26 protein-coding genes are annotated in these 25,690 nt (G+C 64.3%); 22 read left to right on the forward strand and 4 right to left on the reverse strand.

What is annotated here, in order from left to right; all coding sequences use genetic code 11:
• Positions 1-37: 37 nt before the first annotated feature.
• Genes Q2M23_RS17930 through Q2M23_RS17940 form a run of 3 tightly spaced genes read left to right on the forward strand, consistent with a single transcriptional unit; the run spans position 38 to position 3,511 of the window.
• Positions 38-1,165: a mandelate racemase/muconate lactonizing enzyme family protein gene (locus Q2M23_RS17930; RefSeq protein ID WP_316396312.1), complete on the forward strand. Its 1,128-nt coding sequence runs from the start codon at positions 38-40 to the stop codon at positions 1,163-1,165.
• Complete coding sequence (locus tag Q2M23_RS17935) at positions 1,165-2,760, forward strand: GMC family oxidoreductase (RefSeq protein ID WP_316396313.1); 1,596 nt, start codon at positions 1,165-1,167, stop codon at positions 2,758-2,760. Before Q2M23_RS17930 ends, Q2M23_RS17935 begins: the two co-directional genes overlap by 1 nt.
• Before the next feature lie 28 nt (positions 2,761-2,788).
• Positions 2,789-3,511 carry a GntR family transcriptional regulator gene (locus tag Q2M23_RS17940; RefSeq protein ID WP_316396315.1) on the forward strand — a complete coding sequence of 241 codons (723 nt, stop codon included), beginning with the start codon at positions 2,789-2,791 and terminating at the stop codon, positions 3,509-3,511.
• A 10-nt stretch (positions 3,512-3,521) separates the two neighbouring features.
• Here the strand turns inward: Q2M23_RS17940 and Q2M23_RS17945 are convergent, their stop codons facing one another.
• Genes Q2M23_RS17945 through Q2M23_RS17960 form a run of 4 tightly spaced genes read right to left on the reverse strand, consistent with a single transcriptional unit; the run spans position 3,522 to position 7,355 of the window.
• Positions 3,522-5,312, reverse strand: coding sequence for a chloride channel protein (locus tag Q2M23_RS17945; protein WP_092086040.1), 1,791 nt, complete (start codon positions 5,310-5,312; stop codon positions 3,522-3,524).
• A gap of 1 nt (position 5,313) precedes the next feature.
• On the reverse strand, positions 5,314-5,574 hold the full coding sequence (locus tag Q2M23_RS17950) for an SUMF1/EgtB/PvdO family nonheme iron enzyme (RefSeq protein WP_057021025.1): 261 nt from the start codon (positions 5,572-5,574) through the stop codon (positions 5,314-5,316).
• Positions 5,571-6,305: an SDR family NAD(P)-dependent oxidoreductase gene (locus Q2M23_RS17955; RefSeq protein ID WP_316396318.1), complete on the reverse strand. Its 735-nt coding sequence runs from the start codon at positions 6,303-6,305 to the stop codon at positions 5,571-5,573. The genes Q2M23_RS17950 and Q2M23_RS17955 overlap by 4 nt, the downstream gene beginning before the upstream one ends.
• 15 nt (positions 6,306-6,320) lie before the next feature.
• The gene (locus Q2M23_RS17960; RefSeq protein WP_057021071.1) at positions 6,321-7,355 is read right to left on the reverse strand and encodes a LacI family DNA-binding transcriptional regulator; all 1,035 of its coding nucleotides are present in this window, start codon (positions 7,353-7,355) and stop codon (positions 6,321-6,323) included.
• A 183-nt stretch (positions 7,356-7,538) separates the two neighbouring features.
• Between Q2M23_RS17960 and Q2M23_RS17965 the strand changes: the two genes are divergently transcribed.
• From Q2M23_RS17965 to dhaK, 19 genes are all read left to right on the forward strand, one after another.
• The gene (locus Q2M23_RS17965; RefSeq protein ID WP_316396320.1) at positions 7,539-8,840 is read left to right on the forward strand and encodes a sugar ABC transporter substrate-binding protein; all 1,302 of its coding nucleotides are present in this window, start codon (positions 7,539-7,541) and stop codon (positions 8,838-8,840) included.
• A gap of 58 nt (positions 8,841-8,898) precedes the next feature.
• Positions 8,899-9,786 (forward strand): sugar ABC transporter permease, encoded by an 888-nt coding sequence (locus Q2M23_RS17970; RefSeq protein ID WP_316396321.1) that lies wholly within the window; start codon positions 8,899-8,901, stop codon positions 9,784-9,786.
• Between the two features lie 4 nt (positions 9,787-9,790).
• The gene (locus Q2M23_RS17975) at positions 9,791-10,618 is read left to right on the forward strand and encodes a carbohydrate ABC transporter permease (RefSeq protein WP_028335651.1); all 828 of its coding nucleotides are present in this window, start codon (positions 9,791-9,793) and stop codon (positions 10,616-10,618) included.
• A gap of 7 nt (positions 10,619-10,625) precedes the next feature.
• On the forward strand, positions 10,626-11,630 hold the full coding sequence (locus Q2M23_RS17980) for a zinc-binding dehydrogenase (RefSeq protein ID WP_316396323.1): 1,005 nt from the start codon (positions 10,626-10,628) through the stop codon (positions 11,628-11,630).
• 6 nt (positions 11,631-11,636) lie between these two features.
• Positions 11,637-12,710, forward strand: coding sequence for an ABC transporter ATP-binding protein (locus Q2M23_RS17985; RefSeq protein ID WP_168856297.1), 1,074 nt, complete (start codon positions 11,637-11,639; stop codon positions 12,708-12,710).
• Positions 12,707-13,666, forward strand: coding sequence for a sugar kinase (locus Q2M23_RS17990; protein ID WP_316396325.1), 960 nt, complete (start codon positions 12,707-12,709; stop codon positions 13,664-13,666). The genes Q2M23_RS17985 and Q2M23_RS17990 overlap by 4 nt, the downstream gene beginning before the upstream one ends.
• The gene (locus tag Q2M23_RS17995) at positions 13,663-14,700 is read left to right on the forward strand and encodes a tagatose 1,6-diphosphate aldolase (RefSeq protein WP_316396326.1); all 1,038 of its coding nucleotides are present in this window, start codon (positions 13,663-13,665) and stop codon (positions 14,698-14,700) included. The genes Q2M23_RS17990 and Q2M23_RS17995 overlap by 4 nt, the downstream gene beginning before the upstream one ends.
• A gap of 674 nt (positions 14,701-15,374) precedes the next feature.
• Complete coding sequence (locus Q2M23_RS18000) at positions 15,375-16,733, forward strand: ABC transporter substrate-binding protein (protein ID WP_028335636.1); 1,359 nt, start codon at positions 15,375-15,377, stop codon at positions 16,731-16,733.
• 66 nt (positions 16,734-16,799) lie between these two features.
• Positions 16,800-17,774 carry a carbohydrate ABC transporter permease gene (locus Q2M23_RS18005; RefSeq protein ID WP_141339626.1) on the forward strand — a complete coding sequence of 325 codons (975 nt, stop codon included), beginning with the start codon at positions 16,800-16,802 and terminating at the stop codon, positions 17,772-17,774.
• Complete coding sequence (locus Q2M23_RS18010) at positions 17,771-18,748, forward strand: carbohydrate ABC transporter permease (protein ID WP_016843403.1); 978 nt, start codon at positions 17,771-17,773, stop codon at positions 18,746-18,748. Before Q2M23_RS18005 ends, Q2M23_RS18010 begins: the two co-directional genes overlap by 4 nt.
• A complete protein-coding gene (locus Q2M23_RS18015; RefSeq protein WP_057021016.1) occupies positions 18,745-18,963 on the forward strand; it encodes a hypothetical protein in 219 nt (72 codons plus the stop codon). Before Q2M23_RS18010 ends, Q2M23_RS18015 begins: the two co-directional genes overlap by 4 nt.
• 4 nt (positions 18,964-18,967) lie before the next feature.
• Positions 18,968-20,065 (forward strand): ABC transporter ATP-binding protein, encoded by a 1,098-nt coding sequence (locus Q2M23_RS18020; RefSeq protein WP_316396330.1) that lies wholly within the window; start codon positions 18,968-18,970, stop codon positions 20,063-20,065.
• Entirely contained in the window at positions 20,058-21,083 is a 1,026-nt protein-coding gene (locus Q2M23_RS18025) for an ABC transporter ATP-binding protein (RefSeq protein WP_316396331.1), read from the forward strand. Before Q2M23_RS18020 ends, Q2M23_RS18025 begins: the two co-directional genes overlap by 8 nt.
• 21 nt (positions 21,084-21,104) lie before the next feature.
• Positions 21,105-21,728, forward strand: a complete 624-nt coding sequence (gene dhaL, locus Q2M23_RS18030; RefSeq protein WP_057021013.1) for a dihydroxyacetone kinase subunit DhaL — start codon at positions 21,105-21,107, stop codon at positions 21,726-21,728.
• Positions 21,725-22,117 carry a dihydroxyacetone kinase phosphoryl donor subunit DhaM gene (dhaM, locus tag Q2M23_RS18035; RefSeq protein WP_028163196.1) on the forward strand — a complete coding sequence of 131 codons (393 nt, stop codon included), beginning with the start codon at positions 21,725-21,727 and terminating at the stop codon, positions 22,115-22,117. Before dhaL ends, dhaM begins: the two co-directional genes overlap by 4 nt.
• Before the next feature lie 31 nt (positions 22,118-22,148).
• Positions 22,149-22,451 (forward strand): HPr family phosphocarrier protein, encoded by a 303-nt coding sequence (locus Q2M23_RS18040; protein ID WP_233475452.1) that lies wholly within the window; start codon positions 22,149-22,151, stop codon positions 22,449-22,451.
• A gap of 1 nt (position 22,452) precedes the next feature.
• On the forward strand, positions 22,453-24,072 hold the full coding sequence (gene ptsP / locus Q2M23_RS18045; protein ID WP_316396332.1) for a phosphoenolpyruvate--protein phosphotransferase: 1,620 nt from the start codon (positions 22,453-22,455) through the stop codon (positions 24,070-24,072).
• Complete coding sequence (locus Q2M23_RS18050; protein WP_316396333.1) at positions 24,065-24,487, forward strand: hypothetical protein; 423 nt, start codon at positions 24,065-24,067, stop codon at positions 24,485-24,487. The genes ptsP and Q2M23_RS18050 overlap by 8 nt, the downstream gene beginning before the upstream one ends.
• Positions 24,488-24,524: 37 nt before the next feature.
• On the forward strand, positions 24,525-25,508 hold the full coding sequence (gene dhaK / locus Q2M23_RS18055) for a dihydroxyacetone kinase subunit DhaK (protein WP_076823874.1): 984 nt from the start codon (positions 24,525-24,527) through the stop codon (positions 25,506-25,508).
• The last annotated feature ends 182 nt before the right edge of the window (positions 25,509-25,690 follow it).

Here is a 25,690-nt window from a genome sequence, read left to right on the forward strand (position 1 = left end):
GCGCCGCTTTGGTCGTAGGCGCCGCAGGTTTCCGCGCATGACATCGCCGCCTTTCACCATCCGGAGCGTCCAGGCCTTTGGCTTTCGCTATCCTCTGACGACACCGGTCATCACCTCGTTCGGGCGGATGGGGGACCGGCCTGCCGTGTTCGTTCGGGTCGAGGACACGGACGGTTACGTGGGCTGGGGCGAGGTCTGGTGCAACTTTCCGGCGCCGGGCGCCGAGCATCGTGTTCGGCTGGTCAATGAGGTCCTGGCACCGGCGCTTGTCGGATTCAGGGCAAGCGAACCTGGTGCCGCATTCGAGCGACTGACGCAGGGAACTTCGGTGCTCGCGTTGCAATCCGGCGAAGCGGGCCCATTCGCGCAATCGATCGCCGGCATCGATCTCGCCGTCTGGGATCTCCATGCGCGCCGCCGGAACGTTGCGTTGTGGGAATTGCTCGGCGGATCGCGGAGCCGGATCAAGGTCTATGCCAGCGGTATCAATCCGGTCGGATCGGAGCGAGCGGCGGAAGCGGCGCTCGGCCGCGGCTATCGCGCCTTGAAGCTGAAGATCGGCTTCGATCCGGCAGACGACCGGGCCAACCTCGCCGCGCTGCGCGACCTCGTCGGCAATGGCATGCTTGCGGCCGATGTCAACCAGGGTTGGACCATCGCGCAGGCGCTCGAGCGTGCGCCGCAGCTCGAGCCGTTCGGCCTTGCCTGGCTCGAGGAGCCGATCCGCGCGGACCGTCCGCGGCAGGAATGGAAGCAGCTGCACGAGACGATCCGTTTTCCGCTCGCGGCCGGTGAGAACATCGCGAGCTACGCCGGCTTTGCCGAGGTGCTGAGCGAGCCGGTTCTCGGTGTCGTCCAGCCTGACATCGCCAAGTGGGGCGGGCTTTCGGCTTGCGCCGGCATCGCCCGCGACATCCTGACGTCAGGCAAGATGTTCTGTCCGCACTATCTCGGCGCCGGCATCGGCCTGTTGGCGTCGGCGCATCTGCTGGCGGGCGTCGGCGGCGAGGGATTGCTGGAGGTCGACAGCAACGAGAACCCGCTGCGGGATCAATTCTGCGGCCCCGTGCTTCACGTCAGCGATGGAATGATCGAGCTCGGCGACGAGGCGGGTCTCGGCATTGCGCCCGATCTTGCCTCGATCGAACAATACCGGACCGCGTGATGTCGGGGCTTGGCTACGATTACATCATCGTCGGTGCGGGGTCGGCCGGCTGTGTGGTCGCAAACAGACTGTCGGCCGATCCTGCCTGCCGCGTGTTGTTGCTCGAAGCCGGCGGATCGGACCGGAATTTCTGGCTCAAGCTGCCGGTCGGGTATTACCGGACCATCTACGACGAGCGCTTCTCGCGCCTGTTCAAGACCGAGCCGTCGGAAGGAAGCGGCGGCCGCGCCATCGTCTGGCCGCGTGGCCGCGTGCTCGGCGGATCGTCGTCGATCAACGGCCTGATCTTCATCCGCGGCCAGCACGAGGATTTTGACGACTGGGAACGTCTCGGCGCCGACGGCTGGAACTATCGCGACGTCCTGCCCTATTTCCGGCGCTACGAGCGCTATCGCGGCGGCGAGAGCCAGTTTCACGGCGGCCTCGGTGAGTTCGAGGTCTCCGACCTCCGGAACGACAACCCGGCGTCGAGGGCCTGGGTAGAGGCGGGCGTGCAGTTCGGCCTGCCGCGCAATCCCGACTTCAACGGCGCGACGACGCTTGGCGTCGGTGCCTATCAGCTTGGCATCGGGCGGCATTGGCGGACCAGCTCGGCATCCGCCTTTCTTCGACCGATTGCCGACCGGCGCAACCTGACCATCATCACGCATGCGCAGGTGAGCAAAGTCATTTTCAACGGCCGCGTCGCGATCGGCGTCGAGTGGATCAGCAAAGGGCAGGTTCATCGCGCGACAGCCGATCGCGAGGTGATCCTGTCGGGCGGCGCGCTGCAATCGCCGCAAATCCTCCAGCTTTCCGGGATCGGTCCGGCCGACCTGCTTCGCAAGCACGGCATTGCCGTCGCCACCGACTCGCCCGAAGTCGGCTCCAATCTGCAGGACCACTACCAGGCGCGGCTGATCGTGCGCCTGAAGGAGCGGATCTCGCTCAATGACCAGGTCCGCCATCCTGTCGAACTCGCGAAGATGGGGTTGCAATGGATGCTGGCCGGGCGAGGGCCGTTGACGGTGGGGGCGGGACAGGTGGGCGGAGCGGCCTGTACCGAATATGCGGTCGGCGGCCGTCCCGACGTGCAGTTCAACGTGATGCCGCTCTCCGTCGACAAGCCCGGCGAACCCCTCCACAGCTATTCCGGCTTCACGGCCTCGGTCTGGCAATGCCACGGCCGGTCGCGCGGACAGCTCGCGATCCGCTCGGCCGATCCGTTCGAGCAGCCGCTGATCGCGCCCAATTATTTCGCCGAGGAGATCGACCGCAAGACCATTGTTGCCGGCCTGAAGATCTTGCGCGAGATCTATCAGCAAAAGGCGTTCCGCCCGCTCTGGGACGTCGAAATGGTGCCGGGCGAGGCCGCAAGTAACGATGCCGGGCTGTGGGAGTTTGCGCGCAACACCGGCGGCACGGTGTTTCACTGCGTGGGCACCTGCCGCATGGGCAGCGACGAGCGGGCAGTCCTCGATCCGCAGCTGCGGGTGCGCGGCGTCGAGCGGCTGCGCGTGATCGACGCCTCGGTGATGCCGCAGATCACCTCGGCCAACACCAATGCGACCAGCCTGATGATCGGGGAACGCGGTGCAGCCCTTGTCATGCCGTGATTGGGCCGCTTGATTTCCGGAGGGCGAGATGGAATTGAGTTCCGACAGTCGCGTCCCCAAATACGCGCAGATTGCCGATATCTTTCGCCAGCGGATTGCGCGCGGTGTCTGGAGTCAAGGTTTTCGCCTGCCGGCCAACGAGGATCTGGCGGCCGAGTTCGGCGTCTCGCGCGTCACCATCAGGCAGGCCGTTGAGTTGCTCGCCCGCGACGGTGTCATTGAGGCGCAGCAAGGCCGCGGCACCTTCGTCACCGGGACTGTACGACAGGACCGCTGGCTCAAGGTCGAGACCACACTGTCCGATCTCGCGGACATGTACCGCGACACCTCGCCGGAGATCATCAACATCTCGGAAAGCCGGAGCGATGCGCCGTTGCTTCCAGAAGACGGCAAGCCGGCCGAGAAATATGTCTTCATGCGCCGTCTGCACTCGCGCCAGAAGCAGCCTTATTGCGTCATTTCCATCTATCTCGATGAGAAGATCTTTCGCAGGTCTCCCAAGCGCTTTCGCAACGAGACGGTGATCCCGATCCTCAACGATCTCAGGGATCCGGCGATCGCCAGCGCCCGCCAGACATTGACCATCGGAACCGCGGACATCGAGGCGGCGCGGCTGCTACGCGTGCCTTTGAATTCGCCGGTCGCCGAAGTCCGCCGTGTCTTCACGGCGAGCGATCGCACCGTGATCTATCTCGGTGAAGTCACCTATCGCGGCGATTTTGTGCGGATCGATATGGATCTAAGGCCATAGCGCGCAAGCATCACCGCGAAAACAGCTCCTGGTTCCGGCGTTCGAGCTCTTCCCCATAGGTGCGCAGCACATGGGATTCGCTTAAGGTACCAATCGTGACGCGGTGGTCGGCACGGTCAATGACCGCGAGGACGTCGGCTTCGCTCCGTTCAAAGGCCTTCAGGATCTCGCGAACCGACGTGGTCGGAAGCAGGTACTCATCCTGCTGCTGGGCCAGCGACCCGAGCGGATCGTCGTCCCGATTGGTGACGGAATGCAGCGTCGCCGCCGCAACGATGCCGGCATAGCTGCCGTTCGGATCGCGCAGCACGACCTGTCGGACCTGGGCCGGCGAGAACAGCTTCTGCGCCTCGCCGATCGGCATGGTCGTCAGTGCATTCTCGAAGTCGGCGCGCATCAGGGAGGCCGCGCTCATCTGACGGACCCAACCGATGTCCTGCGGACCGCGGATCACCTCGCCGCGCAGATGGAAGCGCCATGTCGCAAAACTGTAGCCGAACAACTCGCGGACGATGAGCGCGCAGACCGATGATGCGACCACCGCCCCGACGGTCACGGAGAAATCGCCGGTGATTTCGAGCGCGAGACAAACCATGCTGAACGGTGCGCCCAGTACGCCGGTTCCGAGTGCGGCGAGAGCCGCGATGGCAGCGGTGCCGGGCTGAAGCGCGAGCGTGGGGAAGGGGCCGGTCAGCACGACGCTGTAGAGCTGCCCGATCAGCGCGCCGAGCAGCAGCGAGGCGAAGAACAGTCCGCCGCGAAAGCCGGAGCCGAGCGAGACGGCCGATGCCAGGATCTTGAGCACGATGGTCGTCGTGAGCAGGAGCCAGCTCGGATTGCTGACCAGCAGGATTTGCATTGCGCCGTGGCCGGCGCCGAGCACGGTCGGCGTCAGCAGGGCGAGGCCGCCGAGCAGCAGACCGCCGAGGATCGGGCGCACGAAGCCGCTGAAAAGCGTGACCCGCTGAAAGCAACGTTCGGAAAATGCGACCGCGAGCATGACGAGGATGCTGACGAATGCGCAAATGATGCCGATCAGCACGGTCTGTCCGATCATCTCGACGGACACGGGCGATGGGAAGCCCGGCACCATCAGAAAGGACTGATGCGTCAACCCCCGCGCCACCAGCCAGGCCGTGACGGCGCTGGCGATGACGGGCACGAGGGCGGCCGAGGTGTAGGCTCCCAGCACGACCTCGAAGGCATAGAAGGCGCCGGCCAGTGGAGCCGAAAAGGCTGCGCTGATCGCCCCCGCCGCGCCGCAGGCCACCAACAGCCGCATGTCGTTGCGGCGGGCGGCGAGGCGCTGGCCGACATGGGAGCCAAACATCGAGCAGATTTGCGTGTATCCCGCTTCCAGTCCGACCGATCCGCCGAACCCGTTGGACAGCAGAGTCTGGATCGAGATCAGCAGGCTGCCGCGGAACGACACCCGGCCGCCATAGAGCGCGTTGGCTTCGATCGCGTCAGCGAGCTGCTGTCCCTTGACGCGCCGCGCGAAGTACAGCCCGATCAGCGCCAGGACCAGGCCGCCAACTGCCGGGATCAGCAGGGTGCGCTGCCAGGAAATCACGCCGGTGGCGCTCAGATGTGCGTCGAGGGGAATGTCGAACAGCAGCGCGTGCGAAGCCTGGCTGAGGCCCGAGATCGCGGCAACGAGGACGCCGCTCAGCAACCCGACGACAATGCCGACCAGCACGAGGCCGGTCTCGCGATTGCGCACGAAATTGCGCAAGAACTGCGGCAACAGACGGGTGCCGGGAGCAGGGGCCGGCTTCGCGGCATTTGTCGCCAGCGTCATCCTATGCCGAATCCCGCAGCTGCCCGGTGCGCACGACACGGAAGCCGGTCGTGCCCGACGAGCCGACCGGCGCGTTCGGGTTTCGCGCTGCGAAGCGGTGGCGGCTGCCGTGGGACTCGAGGCAGGATTCACCGCGCGTCGAGCGGTTCGGTGCAGGCTCGCGATTCAAGGGGACTCCCGACGGTGCGAGGCGGTCCTCGTACCATTCCCAAACATTTCCGGCGACATTATGCAGGCCGTATCCGTTGGTTTCTTGGCTCATCCGGCAAGAAACCCGCCATCCACCGCGACGACGGTGCCGGTCGCATATTGTGATGCCGGCATGCAGAGGAATGCGACGGCTCCCGCAATGTCCTCCGGCTGACCCCACCGCTTGAACGCGGTGCGGTCGGCGATGCGCTGATAGTGCGCGCGATCGGTGCGGCCGGCCGCATTGATCGCCGTTTCGATATAGCCGGGCGCAACCGCATTGACCCGGATGCCTTGCTCGGCCCATGCCAACGCGAGCGCCTTGGTCAGCATCACGACACCGCCCTTGCTGGCGCAATAAGCCGGGATTCGCGGCAGCGCCAAGGTCGCGTTCATCGAGGCAAGATTGACGATCGAGCCCTTGCTCTCGGCGAGAAGCGGGCGGAACGCCATGCAGGTTCGAAAAGTGCCCGTGAGATTGACGTCGAGCACCTTCATGAAGGTCTCGATCTCGTATTCCTTGTCGCGGGCGAGGATTCCCGCGCAGTTGACCAGCGCATCGACGCGCTTTTGCTGTCGGGCAAAAGAAGCGACAGCGTCGTCGTTCGTGACGTCGAGCGTCGCGAGTGTGAGTCCGGCGCGCGATTTCAGCAAAGTGCGCGCCAGATCGGTCTCGTTGGCCGCCGTTGCGGTCACTGTCGCGCCGAGGTCGCAAAACTGATTGCTGATTGCGGCGCCAATGTCGCCGGCGCCGCCGATCACCACGGCATGGAAGTCGGACGCAAGAGAGAAGTTTGAGCGCATTGGAGGGGTCTCGCTTCAGGATTTGAGAGGGGGAGCCGTCGATTCACGGACCACCAGGGAGAAGTCGATCTCGCGATGCATGATGGTCTGCTCGCCGGCGAGGCTGCGCACCAGATATTCCCCGGCGCGCTGCCAGGTTTCTCCGGTCGGTACGTGGATCGTGGTCAGGCTCGGCCGCAAGTGGCGGCTCCAGTCGAGATCGTCGAAGCCGACCACCGACAGGTCACGCGGCACCGAAAATCCATCGCGCTCCGCCTCGAGCAACACGCCGTAGGCGATCACATCGTTGCCGCAGACGACGGCGGTCGGACGATCCTTCAGGTTGAGGAGATAGCGGGCCGCTTCGCGCGCGTCATCCAGCGTGTAGGGCACCTCGACATGCCATTGCGGCGGAAGCTCCAGGCCGTTCTCGGTGAGCGCGCGGCGAAAGCCGGCGACGCGAGCGCTGGCGCGGTCGTTGTTGCGCTGGAGCGCCGAGACGATCCCGATGCGGCGGTGGCCAAGCTCGATGACATGCGCAGCGGCGCGATGGGCGGCCGCTTCGTTGTTGGTTCCGACGCACGGGTGGGGTCGATCAGGCTGGTAGATGCCGACATTGATGAAGGGAACCGCGTTGTCCGCAAGCAACTTGCGCAGTCCCTCGTGATGGCAATCACCGCGCAGCACAAGTCCATCGACGCCGCGGCTGATCAAATTGCGCGCTTGCTGCAATTCGACGTCGAGATCGTAGCCGCTCGTGGTGAGAAACAGCATGTATCCGACCGAGGAGAGATACTGCTGCAGCGAGGCGATGCCGCGCGCGAACATCGTGTTGTCGATGGTCGGAACGATCGCGCCAAGCGTGCGCGAGCGCCGTGACGACAGGATGCGCGCCGGCGCATGCGGAATGTAGCCGAGCGCGTCGATGGCCTGTTCGATGCGCGCCCGCAGGGAAGGGCTCACCGCATCGGGATTGTTGAGCGCGCGCGACACCGAGGCCGTTGAGACGCCGGCACGGGCTGCGACGGCGCGGATGCCCTGTTTCACGGATTTGGCGTTGGTCAATCGTATCAATGTAACGTTACATTCGATGGGGCAAACCGCGTGGTAGCGGCAATCTCGTAAATTTGCCGCAGAATATCCGGTTTGTCCATTGCTTGACACAACCGATGTGAGGTCTAGATTGTAACCGTTTTCAAGCCGCGTTCAAAATGGCCCGCCAGCTTAAGGCGGCCAGCCGGGGAGGAGAGTTCGATGAAGGTCAGGATGCTCGCGACGCACGTCGCGTTGCCCGTTCTCGCGCTTGTCGCCGTCAGCGCGCAGGCTCATGCGGCCGATTTCGACTGGATGAAGTTCAAGGGCAGGACCGTCACCTTTCTCGCCAATAACAATCCGGTCGCGCAGGCACTGCTGACCTACAAGGCCGATTTCGAGAAGCTGACCGGCATGACCCTGAAGGTCGACGGCTATCAGGAACAACAGATGCGCCAGCGTCTGGTCACCGTCATGAATGCGAACAGCGACGAGGTCGACGTGTTCATGACGCTGCCTTCGCGCGAGGGTGAGCAGTTCGCCGCGGCCGGCTGGTACGGCGATCTCACTGCGATGGCCAAGAACGAGGTAGCCAAGGAATACGACCCGGCCGGGTTGAGCCAGGCCCTGCTCAAGGCCGCGACCTTCGGCGGCAAGCTGACCAGCATGCCGATGAACATCGAAGGTCCGATCTTCTATTACCGCACCGACATCTTCAAGAAGTGCGGCATTGAGGCGCCGAAGACCATCAAGGATGTCGAGGCGGCGGCCGAGAAGATCAAGACCTGCGACAGCGCTGTCACGCCCTTTGTCTCGCGTGGCCTCAAGCCCGCGGTCGCCTACACCTTCAGCAACATGCTGCACAACATCGGAGGCAGCTACATCGCAGGCGGCAAGTCGAACCTCTGCTCGGCCAAGGGCAAGGAAGCACTCGACACCTATAGCCGGCTGCTGCGCGACTTCGGTCCGCCGGGTGTGGTCAACTACAGCTTCCAGCAGATTTCGGCGCTCTACCGCAGCGGCCGCGCCGCGATGGCATTCGAATCCTCGAACGAGTTGCGCACGGTGATGGAGGGCGGCGTGCGCCTGAAGGATACCGGCCTGTTGCCGTTCCCGGCAGGCGAGGCCGGCCAGGTGCCGACCACGATCGGCTGGGGCATGGCGGTGTCTTCGCACAGCAAGCAGCCGGACGCGGCCTGGTACTTCGTGCAGTGGGCAACCAGCCCCGAGGTGCAGAAGAAAATGGCGCTCCAGGGCATTGCCCCGCCGCGGCCGTCGGTTGCCAAGGATCCTGAGTACCGTAAATGGATCGACGAAGAACCCGTCCGCAAGGAATGGCAGGCTGCGCTCGATGTGCTGGCCACGAAGGGCTCCTCCGAGGTCGGCTATCCCATCATCGCCAATCCGGAATCGCGCGAGTTCATCGGCCAGGCCGTGCAGGACCTGATCCTGAAGCAGAAGCCGATCGACCAAGCCTGTGCCGATGCTGACAAGGCGCTCGATGCGCTGATCGCCCAGAAGTAACCGCCTGATGCTGGCAGGCTTATGCCTGCCGGCGCCTCACTCTCAAGGAAACGGACGCATGTCGGACGCGGCTGCGACACTCACGCAGGACCGGCAGAAGCTGGAAATGGCGGCGCTCTCGGCGCCGGCCGTGATCTTCACGGTCGCGATGATCGCGTTTCCGGTCGTCTATACGATCTGGCTCGGCTTCCAGACATTCTCCTCGACCGGCAAGCAGTCCTTTGCGGGCCTCGCCAATTATTCAAAGCTGATCTCCGACTACGAGTTTTGGCACGGACTCTGGATCACCATAGCGCTCTATGTGCTATCGTTGGTGCTCCAGCTCGTCTTTGGCGTGTGGCTGGCTCTGGTGTTGTTTCACGCCAGGCGCCTGCCGGGAATCGTGCGCTCGCTGTTCATCTCCCCATTCATGATGCCGCCGGTGGTGGCGGGCATGATGTGGCTGGTGATCCTCGATCCCTCGCTGGGCGCGGCCAACTACATCCTCCAGTCGCTCGGCCTGCCGCCGTCGGACTGGCTGGCGTCGCCGACGTGGGTTATCCCGACCGTCGCTCTGATCGACAGCTGGCAGTGGACGCCATATGTCGCCTTGATCGTGCTGGGCGGCCTGCAATCGCTGCCGCCGAGTGTCTACGAGGCCGCGCAGATCGACGGGGCATCGCCGTTCAAGACCTTCCAGCGCATCACGCTGCCGCTGCTGCTGCCGACCATCGTCACCGCGGCCATCCTGCGCAGCGTCGATCTCCTGCGCTTCTTCGACATCATCTACATCACCACCCAGGGCGGCCCCGGCAACGCTTCGAACACGCTCAACATCTACGGCTTCCGGGTGGGTTTCGAGTTCTTCAACATCGGTTACGCCAGCGCCCTGATGCTGACGCTGACGGCGATCGTGTTCGGCGCCGTGCTCGCCTTCAACCGCCTGCGCGGCGCCGTGGCGTGGTGATGTCATGACGGATGCCGCCAACACCGACCGCTGGATCCGCTGGCTCAACACCGTGCAGCTCGTGCTCGCCGGCGTGCTCATCATGGCGCCGACGGTCTGGATGGTGTTGTCCTCGTTCAAGCCGTCGTTCGAGGTCACGGCCTATCCGCCGACGCTGATCTTCACGCCGACGCTCGACAATTATGTCGAGCTGACCAAGACCACGCCGTTCCTCAGCTATGCGCTCAACAGCCTCATCGTCACCGTCGGCTCGACGGCGCTCGGCTTACTGTTCGGCATCCCCGCCGCTTTCGCCGTCTCCTGGACACGGATCTCGTGGCCGGCGATCCTGACGCTCGCGGCGCGCATGGCGCCGGGCACGCTGTTCCTGCTGCCGTGGTACGTCATGTTCCGGCAGGTCGGGATGATCGGCTCCTACACCGCGCTGATCCTGAGCCACGCGGTCATCACGCTGCCGATCGTGATCTGGGTGCTGCTGCCGTCCTTCGACGGCATCCCGCGCAGCGTCTTCGAGGCGGCGCAGGTCGACGGATGCAGCGTCACGCGCATCCTCTGGCGTATCGCGCTGCCGTTGGTGGCGTCCGGCGTCGCCGTCTCGGCGATCCTCGCCTTCGTCTTCTCATGGAACTACTTCCTGTTTGCGCTGGTGCTCTCCAACGGCGACACCAAGACGCTGATCGCGGCGGCCTTCAACTTCATCGGCGAAGGCTCGACGCAATGGGGCGCTCTCATGGCCGCGGCGACGCTGATCGCACTGCCGCCGCTGGTGCTGGCTGCCCTGGTTCAGCGCTGGCTGGTGTCCGGACTGACGCTCGGTGCGGTGAAAGGCTAGGTATCTGATGAACGTGTCACCCCGTCCGAATTCGATCATGCAGGCCGCGGTCTTCCACGGCGGCGACCGCATCACCATCGAGCGCGTGGCAATGCCTGACGTCGGCACAGGTGAAGTGCTCGTGCGCGCTTCGCGCACCGCGCTGTGCGGTTCGGACTTCAAGCTCTGGCACAAGGGCGCAGAGTTCACCGCCGGCCATGAGATTTTCGGCGTGGTCGAGCAGCCCGGTCACCGGCTGCATGGTCGCCGCTGTGCCGTCTATATTCCACTCCACTGCGACCATTGCGCGGCCTGCAAACGCGGCGATACCCAGATGTGCCTGGAGGTCTCCAGCTTGATCGGCTGGAACCGGCCGGGCGGCTACGCCGAATACGTGCCGGTGCCGGAAAACTGTTTGCTGCCGGTGCCCGATGACATCGAGGACAGCCTTGCGCCGCTGCTGCTCGACACCATCGGCACGTCGGGCCACGCCGTGCGTTTCGTCAGCCGCGTGGTGCCGCCCGGTGAGGCCGGACCTGTTCTTGTCATGGGCGCCGGGCCGGTCGGCCTCGGCGTCGTGCTGGCGCTCCGTGCGCTCAGCTACAACGACATCTACGTTGCCGACCCCAATGCGACGCGGTTGAAGATCGCGCAATCCTTCGGCGCGAAGGCGCATCCCGTGGGCGACGCCTCGAAGCGCTTTGCTCTCATCATGGAATGCTCCGGCGCGCATGCGGCGCGCAACCTCGGCATCGAGCTTGTCCTGCCGCGCGGCGCGCTGGTGCTGGTCGGCGAGAACGCCGCGCCCTGGACCATCGAGGAGGGCAAGGTGTTCCGCCGCAAGGACTTCTACATGATCCGGACCTTCTACTTTCCGGTCTCGGATTTCGAGCCGAACATCGAGCTGCTGCGCAAGTTCAAGGACGAATACCGCGTCCTCGTCGACGGCGAGTTCGGCCTGTCGGCCCTGCCTGAGAATTTCGCCCGCTTTGCCAGGGGCGAGCTGATCAAGCCGGTACTGGCGCTGGATTAAGCGATCATGGCCTCGATCTCGATCCGCAACCTCGTCAAGCGCTACGGCAGTTTCACTGTGATCCCCGATCTCAATCTGGAGATCGCGGACCATGAATTCGTCGTCTTCGTCGGGCCGTCCGGCTGTGGCAAGTCGACCCTGCTGCGAATCATTGCGGGTCTCGAGCCGATCACGTCGGGTGACCTCTACATCGGCGACAAGCGCGTCAACGGCGTGCAAGCTGCACAGCGCGACATCGCGATGGTGTTCCAGGACTACGCGCTCTATCCGCACATGCGCGTCTACGACAATATGTCGTTCGCATTGGAGCTGCGGGGAACGCCAAAGGCGGAGATCGATGCGCGCGTGAAGCGTGCCGCCGCACTCCTGCACATCGAGCCCTATCTCGATCGCAAGCCGAAGGAGCTCTCCGGCGGACAGCGCCAGCGCGTCGCCATGGGCCGTGCGATTGTGCGCAATCCCAAGGCGTTCCTGTTCGACGAGCCGTTGTCCAACCTCGACGCAAAACTGCGCGGACAGGTGCGGGCCGAGATCAAGGCGCTATCGCAGGAGCTCAAGACCACCATGGTCTTCGTGACCCATGACCAGATCGAGGCCATGACGATGGCCGACCGGATCGTGGTGCTCCAGAACGGGACGATCCAGCAATACGACACGCCGGAGACGGTCTACGAGCGGCCGGCCAACCAGTTCGTCGCCGGCTTCATCGGCTCGCCCGCCATGAACTTCTTCCCGGTCGAATGGCGTGAGGAGCGCGCGATCCTTTCGCAAGGCGCAACGGCGGTGCCGCTGGACGGTGAGGCCGCAAGCCGTCTGCAGCAGGCGGGAAATGCCGTGCTCGGCATCCGTCCTGAACATTTTGCCGTCACGACCGATGCGGCGGACGGCATCGCCATCAACGTCAAGCTGGTCGAGCCGCTCGGCTCGGATACGCTGATCCATTTCGATCTCGCCGGCGTCTCCGCGATCGCAAGGGTCGATCCGTCGTTGCGACCAAAGCCCGGCGATCGCCTTAGCTTGCGGCCGCAGCCGGGCAAGACGCATTTGTTCGATGCAGCGAACGGGCAGGTCTTGCGGTGAGCGCGTCGGCGAACATAGCAGCTCTTTCGGCGCTCGCGGATGTGGCGACGGGAGCCAGGGGCGTCCAGATGATCTGCCTTGGGCTATCCGCGCTCGATCAGGTCTGGCGCGTCGATCGGCTCTTTGCGGGCAACAGCGAGAAGATAAAGGCCATCGACTACGGTACCCTTGGCGGCGGAATGGCCGCCAATGCCGCGGTCGCGGTCGCACGGCTCGGTGCCTCCGTCGCGTTCTGGGGGCGGGCAGGGGACGATGCCGCCGGGCACGAGATGCGGTCGGCTTTTGCGGCCGAAGGTGTCGACGTCGAGAATTTCCGGCTGTTTCCCGATGGCCGCTCATCGGTCTCGGGGATCATTGTCGACAGTTCGGGCGAGCGGCAGATCGTGAACTTCCGTGGTCTGTTTCCGGAAGCGGCCGATTGGCTTCCGCTTGAAGCCGTCGCTCGCGCATCCTCGGTGCTGGCCGATCCGCGTTGGGTGGAGGGCGCCGCGACGCTGTTTCGCGAGGCGCGTGCGCGCGGCATTCCGACGGTGCTCGACGGCGACATGGCTGATGCCGAGGTATTCGAGCGACTGCTGCCCCTGACCGACCATGCGATCTTTTCCGAGCCTGCGCTCGCTTCTTTCGCCGGGTCTGCCAAAGACGAATCTCTCGCAGCACTGGCGCGGCTGGGCTGCAGTGTCATCGCCGTCACGCGCGGCGAGGGCGGCGTCAGTTGGTACGAGAATGGCCAGCTGCACCGGCACGCCGCCTATGCCGTCGATGTCGTCGATACCACCGGCGCCGGCGACGTCTTCCATGGCGCCTATGCCCTTGCGATCGGCGTCGGCCTCGATGTGCGCAACGCCATGGCGTTTTCTGCAGCCACGGCCGCGATGAAATGTCGCCACGCCGGTGGCCGCAACGGAATCCCCACCATCAACGACTGTCTTGCATTCATGAGGACGAAGCCATGAGAACGATTGGAAAGAACCGCGGGCTGGGCCGCCTTGCTGACGCGGAAGGCCACTTTCGCATGGTCGCGCTGGATCAGCGGCCGCCGCTGTTCGATGCCATTGCGAAGGCGAAGGGAATCACGCGGGATCAGGTCGAATATTCCGACGTCACGGCGGCCAAGCGGCTCCTCGTGGAGAACCTCGCACCGCATTGCAGCTCGATGTTGTTCGACCCGAATTTTGCCGTGCCCGCAGCGATCGATCTGTTGCCGCCGCGCTGCGGCCTGATCATGACGCTGGAGGAGCATCGCGTCGAGGAGACCGCGGGCGGTCGCAAGTCGCGCGCGATCGCCAACTGGAGTGTGGAGAAAATTCGCGCCATGGGCGGCGACGCCGTCAAGGTGCTGGCCTGGTATCGGCCGGATGCGGACGCCGCGGTCAATGAGCATCAGAAGCGCTTCGTGCGCGAGATTGGCGAGGAGTGCGCCCGCCACGACGTTCCCTATGTTCTTGAACTGCTGGTCTATCCGTTCCTTGGCAGCGCCAATCACACCGCCGATTACGTGGAATCGCCCGGCAAGCTGCCGGGCCTCGTCATCGATAGCGTGCGCGAGTTTGCCAAGCCCGAATACGGCGTCGATCTCCTGAAGCTTGAGAGTCCCCTCGCGGCCAACAGCCTGCCGGCCCGTGACGGCAGCGCCGAAGCCACGGCCGCGCAGAAGGAATTCGATGCAATCGGCGATATCTGCCGCGAGCGGAGCATTCCCTGGGTCCTGCTGTCGGGCGGCGCCGCGCCGGAAAAATTCGAGCGTGTCCTCGACTTCGCCTATGCCGCGGGCGCGGGCGGTTTCCTGGCCGGTCGCACCATCTGGCTCGATGCCGTCCTGAAGAATTTCCCGGACCTTGCGGCGGTTTCGGCGGGCCTGCGCAAGGATGGCCTCGGCGTGCTTGAGCGGCTCAACAAGCTGACGACGGCCAAGGGCACGCCGTGGAAAGCGCGCTTTCCGGTATTCACTGACATCAAGCAGGAGGGTGACTTCGCGCGCGCCTATTGAAACGGTGACGGCTCCACGTGTCTTGGTGGGCCCGGCAGGACTCGAACCTGCAACCAGACCGGTTATGAGCGGCGGAGCAAGATCAGCTTCGTTGATCTAGCTGCACCATGCTTGAGTTCGATGGCGTTCGTCGCGCTTTGGTGAGGTCGTTTTCTGGCGCGAAACCGGTGCGGTTCGCGGCAATGGCGGATTTCGGCCGAAGCTGAGGCTGCTCGCGCGCCCAATCGCTTTGTTGAACGTTCAGTAAAGTGGTATACTAAACATGCTGGCCGCGGCTGACCTTCCGGCTTCCCTGTTATCAGGACGGACCGAATTGCGTCCTCCGGACCAGGTCGCAATCGTTGTTCGCCGCATTCGCTGCAATTATGGGGAAGTTGCTGCATTGCAAACGTCGACGCTTGCGCGTGCGAGCGTCGGGAATATTTTCGCCAAGGTCGCGAGAACCGGCTTGACGGGCCAAAAAATTTAGTACTACGTTTAGTAATACAAAAAACTAAACATCGCGCATCGAGCGCCGATGTGCAGGAGGAGCCCAAGCCATGCCGGAGCCGTCTCCGGCAGCGGTCCGTCTCGTCCTTCACTCATCGCTCCTCAAACTCGGTTTCAGGGTCTTGGCGTCGCTCCGGCAGGGCGCGCCGAGCGGGTTGGATGCTTCAACGAGAGAGGAAACGGATATGCGGACATTCAATTGGCTGAGAAGCTCGGCGGCCACCACGGTTCTCGGGGCGGCGCTGCTGGGGATATTTGGCGGAGGCGAAGCTGCGGCCCAGGGTAAGCAGCTCACGCTGTGCTGGGCGGCATGGGATCCGGCCAACGCGCTGGTCGAACTCGGCAAGGATTTCACCAAGCAATCCGGCATCGAGATGAAGTACGAGTTTGTCCCCTGGACGAGCTACGCGGATCGCTTCCTCAACGAGCTCAACTCCCACGGCAAGCTCTGCGACCTGATCATCGGCGACAGCCAGTGGATCGGCGGCGCCGCCGAGAACAAGTGGTACGTCAAGCTCAACGATTTCTTCGACAAAGAGCACATCTCGATGGACGACTTCGTCCCGGCGACCGTTGTCGGTTATTCGCAGTGGCCGAAGAATTCGGCGAACTACTGGGCGCTGCCGGCGATGGCCGACGCCGTGGGCTGGACCTATCGCAAGGACTGGTTCTCGCGGCCCGACATTCAGTCGGCTTTCAAGGCCAAGTACGGTCGTGATCTGGCGCCGCCGAAAACCTATGACGAGTTGAAGCAGATCGCGGAGTTCTTCCAGGGCCGCGAGATCGACGGCAAGAAGGTCTACGGCGCCTACATCTTCACCGAGCGCGGCTCCGAAGGCATCACGATGGGCGTGACCAACGTCCTCTACAATTACGGCTTCAGCTACGACAATCCGAAGAAGCCGTACCAGATGCAGGGCATCGTCAATTCCGCCGAGGCGGCCAAGGGGCTCGAATTCTACAAGGAGCTCTACAAGTGCTGCACCGCGCCGGGCATGACCAACGCCTACATGCAGGAAGGGCTCGATGCCTTCAAGTCGGGCCAGGTGGCGATGCAGATGAACTGGTTCGCCTTCTTCCCCGGCCTCTACAAGGATCCGAATGTGGGCGGCGACAAGATCGGCTTCTTCGTCAATCCGGCTGGCCCGAACGGGCACTTCACCCAGCTCGGCGGACAAGGCATCTCGGTGGTTGCGACCTCCGACCGCAAGGACGACGCGCTCGCCTATATCAAGTGGTTCGCGCAGCCCGCCGTGCAGCAGAAATGGTGGCAGATCGGCGGCTACTCGGCGCTCAAGGCGGTGGTCGACGCGCCGGACTTCCCGAAGAGCGCGGCGTTCGCGCCGCAATTCCTGGAGTCGATGGGTATCGTCAAGGACTTCTGGGCCGAACCGTCCTACGCCCAGCTGCTGCTTGATATGCAGAAGCGGGTGCACGACTACGTCGTCGCCGACAAGGGCACGGCGCAGCAGGCGCTCGATCTCCTGGTCAAGGACTGGACCAAGGTGTTCAAGGAACAGGGCAAGCAAGTCGCCTCGCAATAGCCCGAACGCCGCGTCCCAACTGAACTGGCTTCCCCGAGGTCAGCCTCGGGGAAGACGAACCAGCCGATGGACAAGATGACGACGATCCTGCAACCCGACCATGCTACGATCCCGGGCGTGAGCGAGCCCGCCAAATCCCGCGCCGTGCGCCGCGGCCATGGTCTGTCCGACCGGACCATCGCGTGGCTGTTCGTCGCGCCGACGATTGCGCTGCTGCTCGCGATCAACATCTTTCCGCTGGTCTGGATGATCCGGCTGTCCTTCACCAGCCTCAACCTCAGCATGTCCTATCTGCCGCTGCGGTTTGTCGGGCTCGACAATTTCAGCGACATACTCAACGACGAGGACGTCTGGTTCCGGCTCCAGACCACCGCGCAATTCGTGATCTGCTCGGTCGCCTTGCAGGTCGTGGTCGGCTTTGGGCTCGCGCTTCTGATCAACCGTCAGTTCCGCGGCCACAGCTTCTGGACCACGATCATCCTGCTGCCGATGATGCTGTCGCCGGCGGTTGTCGGTAATTTCTGGACGCTGCTGCTGCAGCCGCAGATCGGCCCGTTCAACTATCTGATCAGCTTGTTCACCGGTGTGCCGCCGAGCTCTTTCAGCATGACAGGGCAAGTCGCGCTCGCGCCATGGACCATCGTGCTCGTCGACACCTGGATGTGGGCGCCGTACGTGATGCTGATCTGTCTCGCCGGGCTGCGCTCGATCCCGGATTACATCTACGAGGCGGCCGAAGTCGATCGTGCCTCGGCCTGGCGGCAGTTCTGGTCGATCACGCTGCCGATGACGGTGCCGTTCCTGATGCTGGCGGTGCTGTTTCGCGCGATCGAGAACTTCAAGATGTTCGACATGGTCAACCTGCTGACCTCGGGAGGGCCGGGGTCGACCACCGAGCTCGTATCGATCACGCTGAAGCGTGCGGCATTCGAGAAGTGGCGCACCGGCTATTCCTCCGCGCTCGCCATCATCCTGTTCGTGACCGTGTTCGGGGCCGCCAACATCTACGTCAAAGCGCTCAACAAGGTGAAGCAACGATGACCGCTGCCGTAGCCAAATCGGTCCTGGCCAGATCCAGCGCACACTCGATCGTCGAGGCCTCGCCGCGCACCAAGGCATTCGCTGGTGCTCTCGTCATCCTCTATGCGTTGATCACGATCCTGCCGCTGGTCTGGATCGTCGCCACCGCCTTCAAGTCGCAAAGCGATGCCATCGCCTATCCGCCCAAGGTGATCTTCGAGCCGACGCTCGAAGGTTATGTCAACCTGTTCACGGTGCGCACCCGCCAGACACCTGATTTCATCGCCAAGTTGCCGCCCCCGGAGACCTGGTATGACAAGCTGGTCCGCAAGCATGACATGGTCATTGCCGGACCGTCCAAAGTCGTCCCGCGCTTCGTCAACTCGCTCATCATCGGGTTCGGTTCGACCTTCCTCGCCGTCTTCCTCGGTACGCTCGCGGCCTACGCCTTCTCGCGCTTCCGCATTCCGCTGGCGGACGATCTCCTGTTCTTCATTCTGTCGACGCGGATGATGCCGCCGGTCGCGGTCGCGATCCCGATCTATCTGATGTACCGGCAGCTCAACCTGACCGACACCAGGCTCGGAATGATCCTGCTCTATACCGCCGTGAACGTCTCGCTCGCGGTCTGGCTGCTCAAGGGGTTCATCGACGAGATCCCACGCGAGTACGAGGAGGCGGCTCTCGTCGACGGCTACACGCGACTGCAGGCGCTGCGCAAGGTGGTGCTGCCGCAGGCCGTCACCGGAATTGCGGCGACCGCGATCTTCTGCCTGATCTTCTCCTGGAATGAATACGCCTTCGCGGTTCTGCTGACCAGCGGCGAGGCGCAGACCATGCCGCCCTTCATCCCTTTCATCATCGGTGAGGGCGGGCAGGACTGGCCGGCGGTTGCCGCCGCGACCACGCTGTTCGTCGTCCCGATCGTCATGTTCACCGTGCTGCTCCGCAAGCATCTGTTGCGCGGCATCACCTTCGGAGCGGTGCGCAAATGAGCGGTTCAGCTGTTGTTAAGGAGGCCAAGGGAACCAAGGGGACATTGCACCGCTTCTTCAGCCGCGGGCGCTGGGAGGCCGTTGCGATGACCCTGATCGGGGGCGGCATCTTCATGCTGGTGCAGCCCTTCTCGATCGATCTCTACAGCTATTCATTCGTGACGATTCTGGCCGGCACGGTAGGCTTCGTCGTCGTCAGCCACTTTCCGGAATAGGGACATGGCTCAGATCCGCATCGAAAATCTTCGCAAGTCGTTCGATCAGTTCACCGCGGTGGAAGGGTCGACCTTCACCATCGACGACGGCACTTTCTTCGCGTTGCTCGGCCCTTCCGGCTGCGGCAAGACCACCACCTTACGCATGATTGCTGGCCTCGAGCTGCCGACCGAGGGCAAGATCCTGCTCGACGGGGAGGACGTCACGTTCCACCGCGCCGCCGCCCGCGATATTGCGTTCGTGTTCCAGCTGTTCGCGCTCTATCCGCATATGAATGTCGGGCAGAATATCGGCTTCCCGCTGAAGTGCCAGGGCATGGCGCGGCACGAGATTCGCGAGCGGGTGCAGGAGACCGCGCGGATGCTGCGGATCGAGCATCTGCTGTCGAGCAAGACATCAAAGCTCTCGGGCGGCGACCGCCAGCGTGTCGCGCTCGGGCGAGCCATGGTGCGGCGCCCGAAGGCCTTCCTGATGGACGAGCCGCTGGGCGCGCTCGACGCCGAGTTTCGTCATCTGATGTGCGGCGAGCTGCGCGATTTGCACGATCGCATCAAGGCGACCACGGTCTATGTCACCCACGACCAGCTCGAAGCGATGTCGATGGCCGACCAGATTGCGATCATGAACAAGGGGCGCGTGGAACAGATCGGCACGCCGCAGGAGGTCTACGACCGGCCCGCCAGCATGTTCGTGGCCGACTTCATCGGCTCGCCTCCGATGAACTTCCTGCGCTTCGAGGGCGGCCTGCGATCTGGTGACCGGGCGATCAATTTTCACGACACCAGGCTCGTGGTGCCCGAGATCCGCGAGGACCGCCCCAGCGCTGCGCTGGCCCTCGGGATTCGTCCAGAACATATTCGATTCACCGACGCCGGATCCGTTCGCGGCGAGGTGTTCGGCGCGGAATATCTCGGCACGACGCAGATCGTCACGATCGACACGGCCTATGGACGGGTCGCGGCGCGGCTGCCGTCGAGCGCCTCGGTGCGGATCGGAGAGACCGTCGGCCTCGAATTCAACTCCGTTCGACTCTCATTGTTCGATGCCGGCAGCGGCCTTGCGATCAGGACCGCCGGCGAGGAGGGAGGGCGCCATGGTTGACGTCAGCTTGCGCAACATCAGCAAGCGCTTCGGCGCGGTGGAGGCGGTGCGCGACCTCTCACTGACGGTGAACGACGGTGAGTTCCTCGTCCTGCTCGGGCCGAGCGGTGCCGGCAAGACCACGACGCTGCGGCTGATCACCGGGCTCGAGAGCCCCGACGCCGGTTCGGTCATGATCGGCGGGCGCGACGTGACGCATGATCCGCCGGGTGCACGGGACATCGCATTCGTGTTCCAGCAATATTCGCTGTATCCGCATATGTCGGTCTATGACAACCTCGCGTTCCCGCTGCGCTCTCCTGCGCGGCGCGTGCCGGAGCCACAGATCCGCAAGCGTGTCGAGCAGACCGCAGAGCTCCTGCATATCGCCAGCAAGCTGAATAATCGCGCCACCCGTCTGTCGGGAGGTGAGATGCAGCGGGTCGCGATCGGCCGCGCGCTGGTGCGCGATCCCTCGATCTATCTGATGGACGAGCCGCTGTCGTCGCTGGATGCAAAGCTCCGCGCCGAGCTTCGCCTCGAGCTGAAGCGGATCCAGCTCGAGCTCGGCGCGACCATCCTGTATGTGACCCACGATCAGGTCGAAGCCATGACGATGGCATCGAGGATCGGCGTGATCAAGGACGGCCGGCTGCTTCAGCTCGGCACGCCGAGGGAGATCTACGAAAATCCATCCAGCAGCTATGTCGCGTCGCGGCTCGGGACGCCGCAGATCAATTTCCTGCCCGCACGGCTGCTGTCCGATATGGCGATACCGCCGGAAACGGAGACGGTCGGCATCCGCACCGAGCACCTTCAGATCGCCGCGCGCAACGGCGGGCAGATGGTCGGTCGGGTGCATCGCGTCGAGCATCTCGGCGAGCAGAATCACGTTCACCTCGACTATAAGGGCGAAACGCTGGTGACGCTGGCGGATCCGCACCAACCGCTGCGGGCCGGCCAGGAGGTTGAATTGCAACTGGTGCGTCCGCTGTGTTTCGACCGGGCGGGGCAACGCATCGGCGCGATGGTCCAATAGGGGAGCGAGAGGTTCAGATAGATGTCTGTGCAACCGGAGACATTCAAGTCGCTGCTCAAGGCGGCCGCCGAGCAGGTCATCGCCAGCGCGCCGGAGCTCACGAGCCTGGACCAGGCGATCGGCGACGGCGACCACGGGACCAACATGAAGCGCGGCTTCGAAGCCGTACTCGGCAAGCTCGATGCCATCTCGGCGCAGCCGCTCAACGAGGCATTCAAGGCGATTGGCAAGACCCTTGTCATGACGGTCGGCGGCGCCTCCGGCCCGCTTTATGGCAGTTTCTTTCTCGCCGCGGGCGAGGCGCTGTCGCAAGACAAACACCTGCCCGACGATCTCGCCGACGTGTTCGGTAGCGGAGTGGACGCGGTGAGCGCGCGCGGCCGCTCGCAGGCCGGCGAGAAGACGATGCTCGATGTGCTCGTTCCGGTGCTGGAGACACTGAAAGCGGGCGCCGGCCAGCCCGATCTGATCGAGCGGGTGCGCATCACCGCGGCTGAAGCGGTTGAGCGCACAGTGCCGATGCAAGCCACCAAGGGCCGGGCGTCGTTCCTCGGTGCGCGCAGCGTCGGTCATGTCGATCCGGGGGCACGATCGAGCTGCGTTCTGCTGCACGCTGTGTGCGCTGGCCTGGAGGCGCGGCAATGACCGATACCGTAGGGATCGTGATCGTCTCGCATTCCCGGGATATCGCCAAGGGAACCGCGGACATGGTGCGGCAGATGGTCGGCAGCGAGGTCAAGGTCGCCTTCTGCGGCGGCAATCCCGATGGTGGTCTCGGCACCAGCGTGCCGCTGATCATCGACGCCATCAACGATGCCTGGTCGTCAAAAGGCGTTGCTGTGCTTGTCGACCTCGGCGGCGCCGAGACGAACAGCGAAATGGCGGTCGAAATGCTGGAGCCGGCGCGGCGTGATCTCGTTGTCGTCTGCAACGCCCCGATCGTCGAGGGCGCCGTCATGGCGGCGACCGAAGCTGCGGGCGGCAGCTCGCTGGCCCAGGTCAGGGCCGTGGCCGAGGAACTCTCTGCCGACTGAGCCGGCGGGGAAGCGATGATGGATGATGAGCATGCTTGATAAAGCGGACGAACAGATCTTCACCGGCAGTGTGCGGTTGGTGCATGCGGTTGGCATGCACGCGCGCCCCGCGGTCAAGCTGACCAAGCTCGCCAAGAAGTTCCAGGCTCAGATCTCGGTGCGGGTCGCGGGCGCGCCTGAATGGATCAATGCCAAGAGCGTGGCCAAGATCATGGCAATGCGCGCGGCACATGGCAGCACGATCGAGATCAAGGCCTCCGGTAGCGATGCCGAGGCCGCGGTCGCGACGCTGGTCGATCTGATCGCAAGCGATTTTCCGGATGGAGCACCATAGCATGCAGGGCGGCGCTGCAGGTCTGGCCTACCGCGGCAGGACCGCCTCGATCGGCTTTGCCCATGGCCCGTTTGTCCGTGTCGATGCGGGCGCGGCCGGCGAGCGCGTGGCCGGCACACTGGTCGAGGAGGCGCTGGCCTTGCGCAATGCGATCGACGTCGCGAGTGGCCAGATCGCGGATCTTGCCGCCAGCGCCGGCGGCGAAGCTGCGCAGATTCTCGAATTCCAGGTTGCGCTGCTGGAGGATGAGGATTTGATCGAGGCGATCTTCGCGTCGATCGGCGAGGGACGTCCGGCCGATGTCGCATGGCGTTCGACGCTCGACGCGCACATCGCCGACTACAATTCCGCACCGGACGACTATCTGAAAGCGCGTTCCTCCGATCTTGCGGATTTGCGCGACCGCGTGGTCCACATTCTGCGCGGCGACCAGGGGCAGCCGCTGAAGATCCCGAGCGGGGGCGTGGTCTGCGCCGACGATCTGCCGCCATCGCGATTCCTCGAGATTGACTGGTCCGGCGGCGGCGGCCTGGCGCTGTTGCGCGGCAGCCCGACCAGCCATGTCGCGATGCTGGCGCGCGCGCGCGGCATCCCGATGGTGGTGCAGCTCGGTTCAATTCCAGACATCGGCACCATGGCGTTGCTCGACGGCGAAGGCGCGATGCTGGAGCTCGATCCCAATGCCGAACAGGTCCGTACTTTCGAGAAGCGGCGCGACAGCCATCTCAAGAGCAGGGCATCCGCGCGCGCGACCCTGCGGCGGCCGACAGCCTCCTGGCGCGGCGAGCGGATCAAGCTCTTCATCAATATCCAGCGCGTCGAGGATCTCGAGCATGCCGACGCGCAATATGCCGACGGCATCGGCCTGATGCGCACCGAGTTCCTGCTGACGGAGCGCGGTGGCCTGCCCGACGAAGAGACACAGTTTCAGGCTTACGATGCGGTGTTGCGTTGGGCAGACCGGCGACCGGTCACCATTCGCACGTTTGACGCGGGCGGCGACAAGCCGGTGCCGGGCTTCACGGTGGACGGCGAAGCCAATCCGTTCCTCGGGGTGCGCGGCCTGCGCCTGTGCCTCGCCCGGCCCGAGATCTTTGCGGTTCAGCTCCGCGCGCTGGCGCGGGCCGCGGTGCGCGGCAATCTCAAGGTCATGTTCCCGATGATCACATCGGCGGACGAGCTCGAGGCGGGACGGAAGCTGTTCGCCGATCTCGTGCAGCGCTTGCAGGCGGACGGCATTGCCGCGATGCTTCCCGAGCTGGGAATCATGGTCGAAGTCCCGGCGGCGGCCCTTGCGGTATCTAGCTTCAAGGCCGCCTTCTTCTCGATCGGCTCGAACGATCTCGCGCAATATGTCCTGGCTTGCGATCGTTCCAACGGAGCTCTTGCCCCATTGATGGACCCTCTGCATCCCGCAGTGCTCGAACTGATCGCGCGGACCGCGGAGCACGGCCGCCGCGCCGCCATCAGTGTCAGCCTCTGCGGCGACATGGCCGGTGATCCGCGCTGCCTGCCCGCTCTGCTGAATTGCGGACTGCGCGAATTGTCCGTGAACGCCTCGGCGCTGGCGCAGATCAAGCACACCATCGACCGGCTGAGCAGCGGAGGCGGCCTTGGCTGACACGGCGGCCGATGACGCGCCCGAAGCCGGCGCGGTCGCAGTCTACAAGCGCATCTTCAAGGAAGTCCTTGAGAGCCGCCCGTCCGGCATGCGGCTGCGGCTGGCCCATGCCATGGGAAAGAACCGCAGCTTCGTCAGCCAGATCAGCAACCCGGCCTATCCGGTGCCGATCCCGGTGCAGCATCTCAACACGATCTTCGATGTCTGCCACTTTCCGCCACAGGCGAAGGCAGCCTTCCTTCGCGCCTATGCGCGCGCACATCCGCGCCGCGTCGGCCGGTTGAGCGAAGGCTCGCACGAGCGGACGCTGACGCTGCATCTGCCAGACTTCGGCAGCGCCAAGCGCAACGCCGAGCTCGACACGCTGCTCCAGGAGTTCACGCGGCGACTGATTGCCATCATGCGGGAAAAATAGGCGAGAAACGCCAAACGGACCAAGCGGGGAGGACACCATGAAGAAGTTCATCAATTCGGTCGACAACGTGCTCGGCGAAAGCCTCGACGGTTTCGCGGCCGCGCACGCCGATCTGGTTGTGCTGGGCGCCGAGCGCAAATTCGTCCGCCGCCGCGAGCTGAACTCGAAGAAAGTTGCGCTGGTCTCGGGCGGCGGCAGCGGGCACGAGCCGCTGCATGCCGGCTTCGTTGGCTACGGCATGCTGGATGCCGCCTGTCCCGGCCAGGTGTTCACTTCGCCGACGCCGGACCAGATCGTCGAGGCCGCACAGGCGGTCGCGGGCGATGCCGGCGTTCTCTTCATCGTCAAGAACTATGCTGGCGACCGCATGAACTTCGAGATGGCAGCCGAGATCGCCGAGGGTCGTATCGCCACCATCGTGACCGATGACGATGTGGCGGTCGAGAAGTCGACCTACAGCGCCGGGCGGCGCGGCGTCGCCGGCACGTTGATTGTCGAGAAGATCGTCGGCGCCGCGGCCGAGAAGGGCGCCGATCTCAAGACCTGCGTGGCGCTCGGCGAGCGCATCAACGCACAGACGCGCTCGATGGGCGTTGCGCTGACCAGCTGCACCGTCCCGGCTGCGGGCACGCCGACCTTTGCACTTGCCGAAGACGAGATGGAGATGGGGGTCGGCATTCACGGCGAGCCGGGCCGCCGCCGCGTCAAGCTTGCGGAGGCCGATGCGATCGCATCGGAGATGACGGCAGCGATCGCCGGCGATCTCGCGGCGCCCGCGGGCTCCGAGGCCCTGCTGCTCGTCAACGGCTTCGGCGGCACGCCGACGATCGAGCTCTATCTGATGTACAACGCGACGCGCCGGATGCTCGAGGAGCGGGGCCTGCGCATCGCCCGTTCGCTGGTCGGCAGCTATGTCACATCGCTGGACATGGCGGGTTGCTCGCTCACCGTAAGCCTGCTCGATAGCGAGACCACCGGGCTCTGGGATCATCCCGTGCGTACGGCCGCATTGAAATGGTGACTGCCGTGGTGGGCGGCCGCTGATTTTCAGATTGCGCCCCGATCGACGATGGGCCGGGGTCTCAGGCATGCACCGGAAGTCTGCCGGTTCACCCTCCCTGAAACTTGCCGTGTCCTTCGGGCGCGGCATCTTTTTTGCGTGGAGGAGACAAGGGCTTCGGCGATCGTGAGTGCCAAGCCATT

It is taken from the genome of Bradyrhizobium sp. 33ap4 (genome assembly GCF_032654765.1).
In the GTDB taxonomy this organism is placed as follows: domain Bacteria; phylum Pseudomonadota; class Alphaproteobacteria; order Rhizobiales; family Xanthobacteraceae; genus Bradyrhizobium; species Bradyrhizobium australafricanum.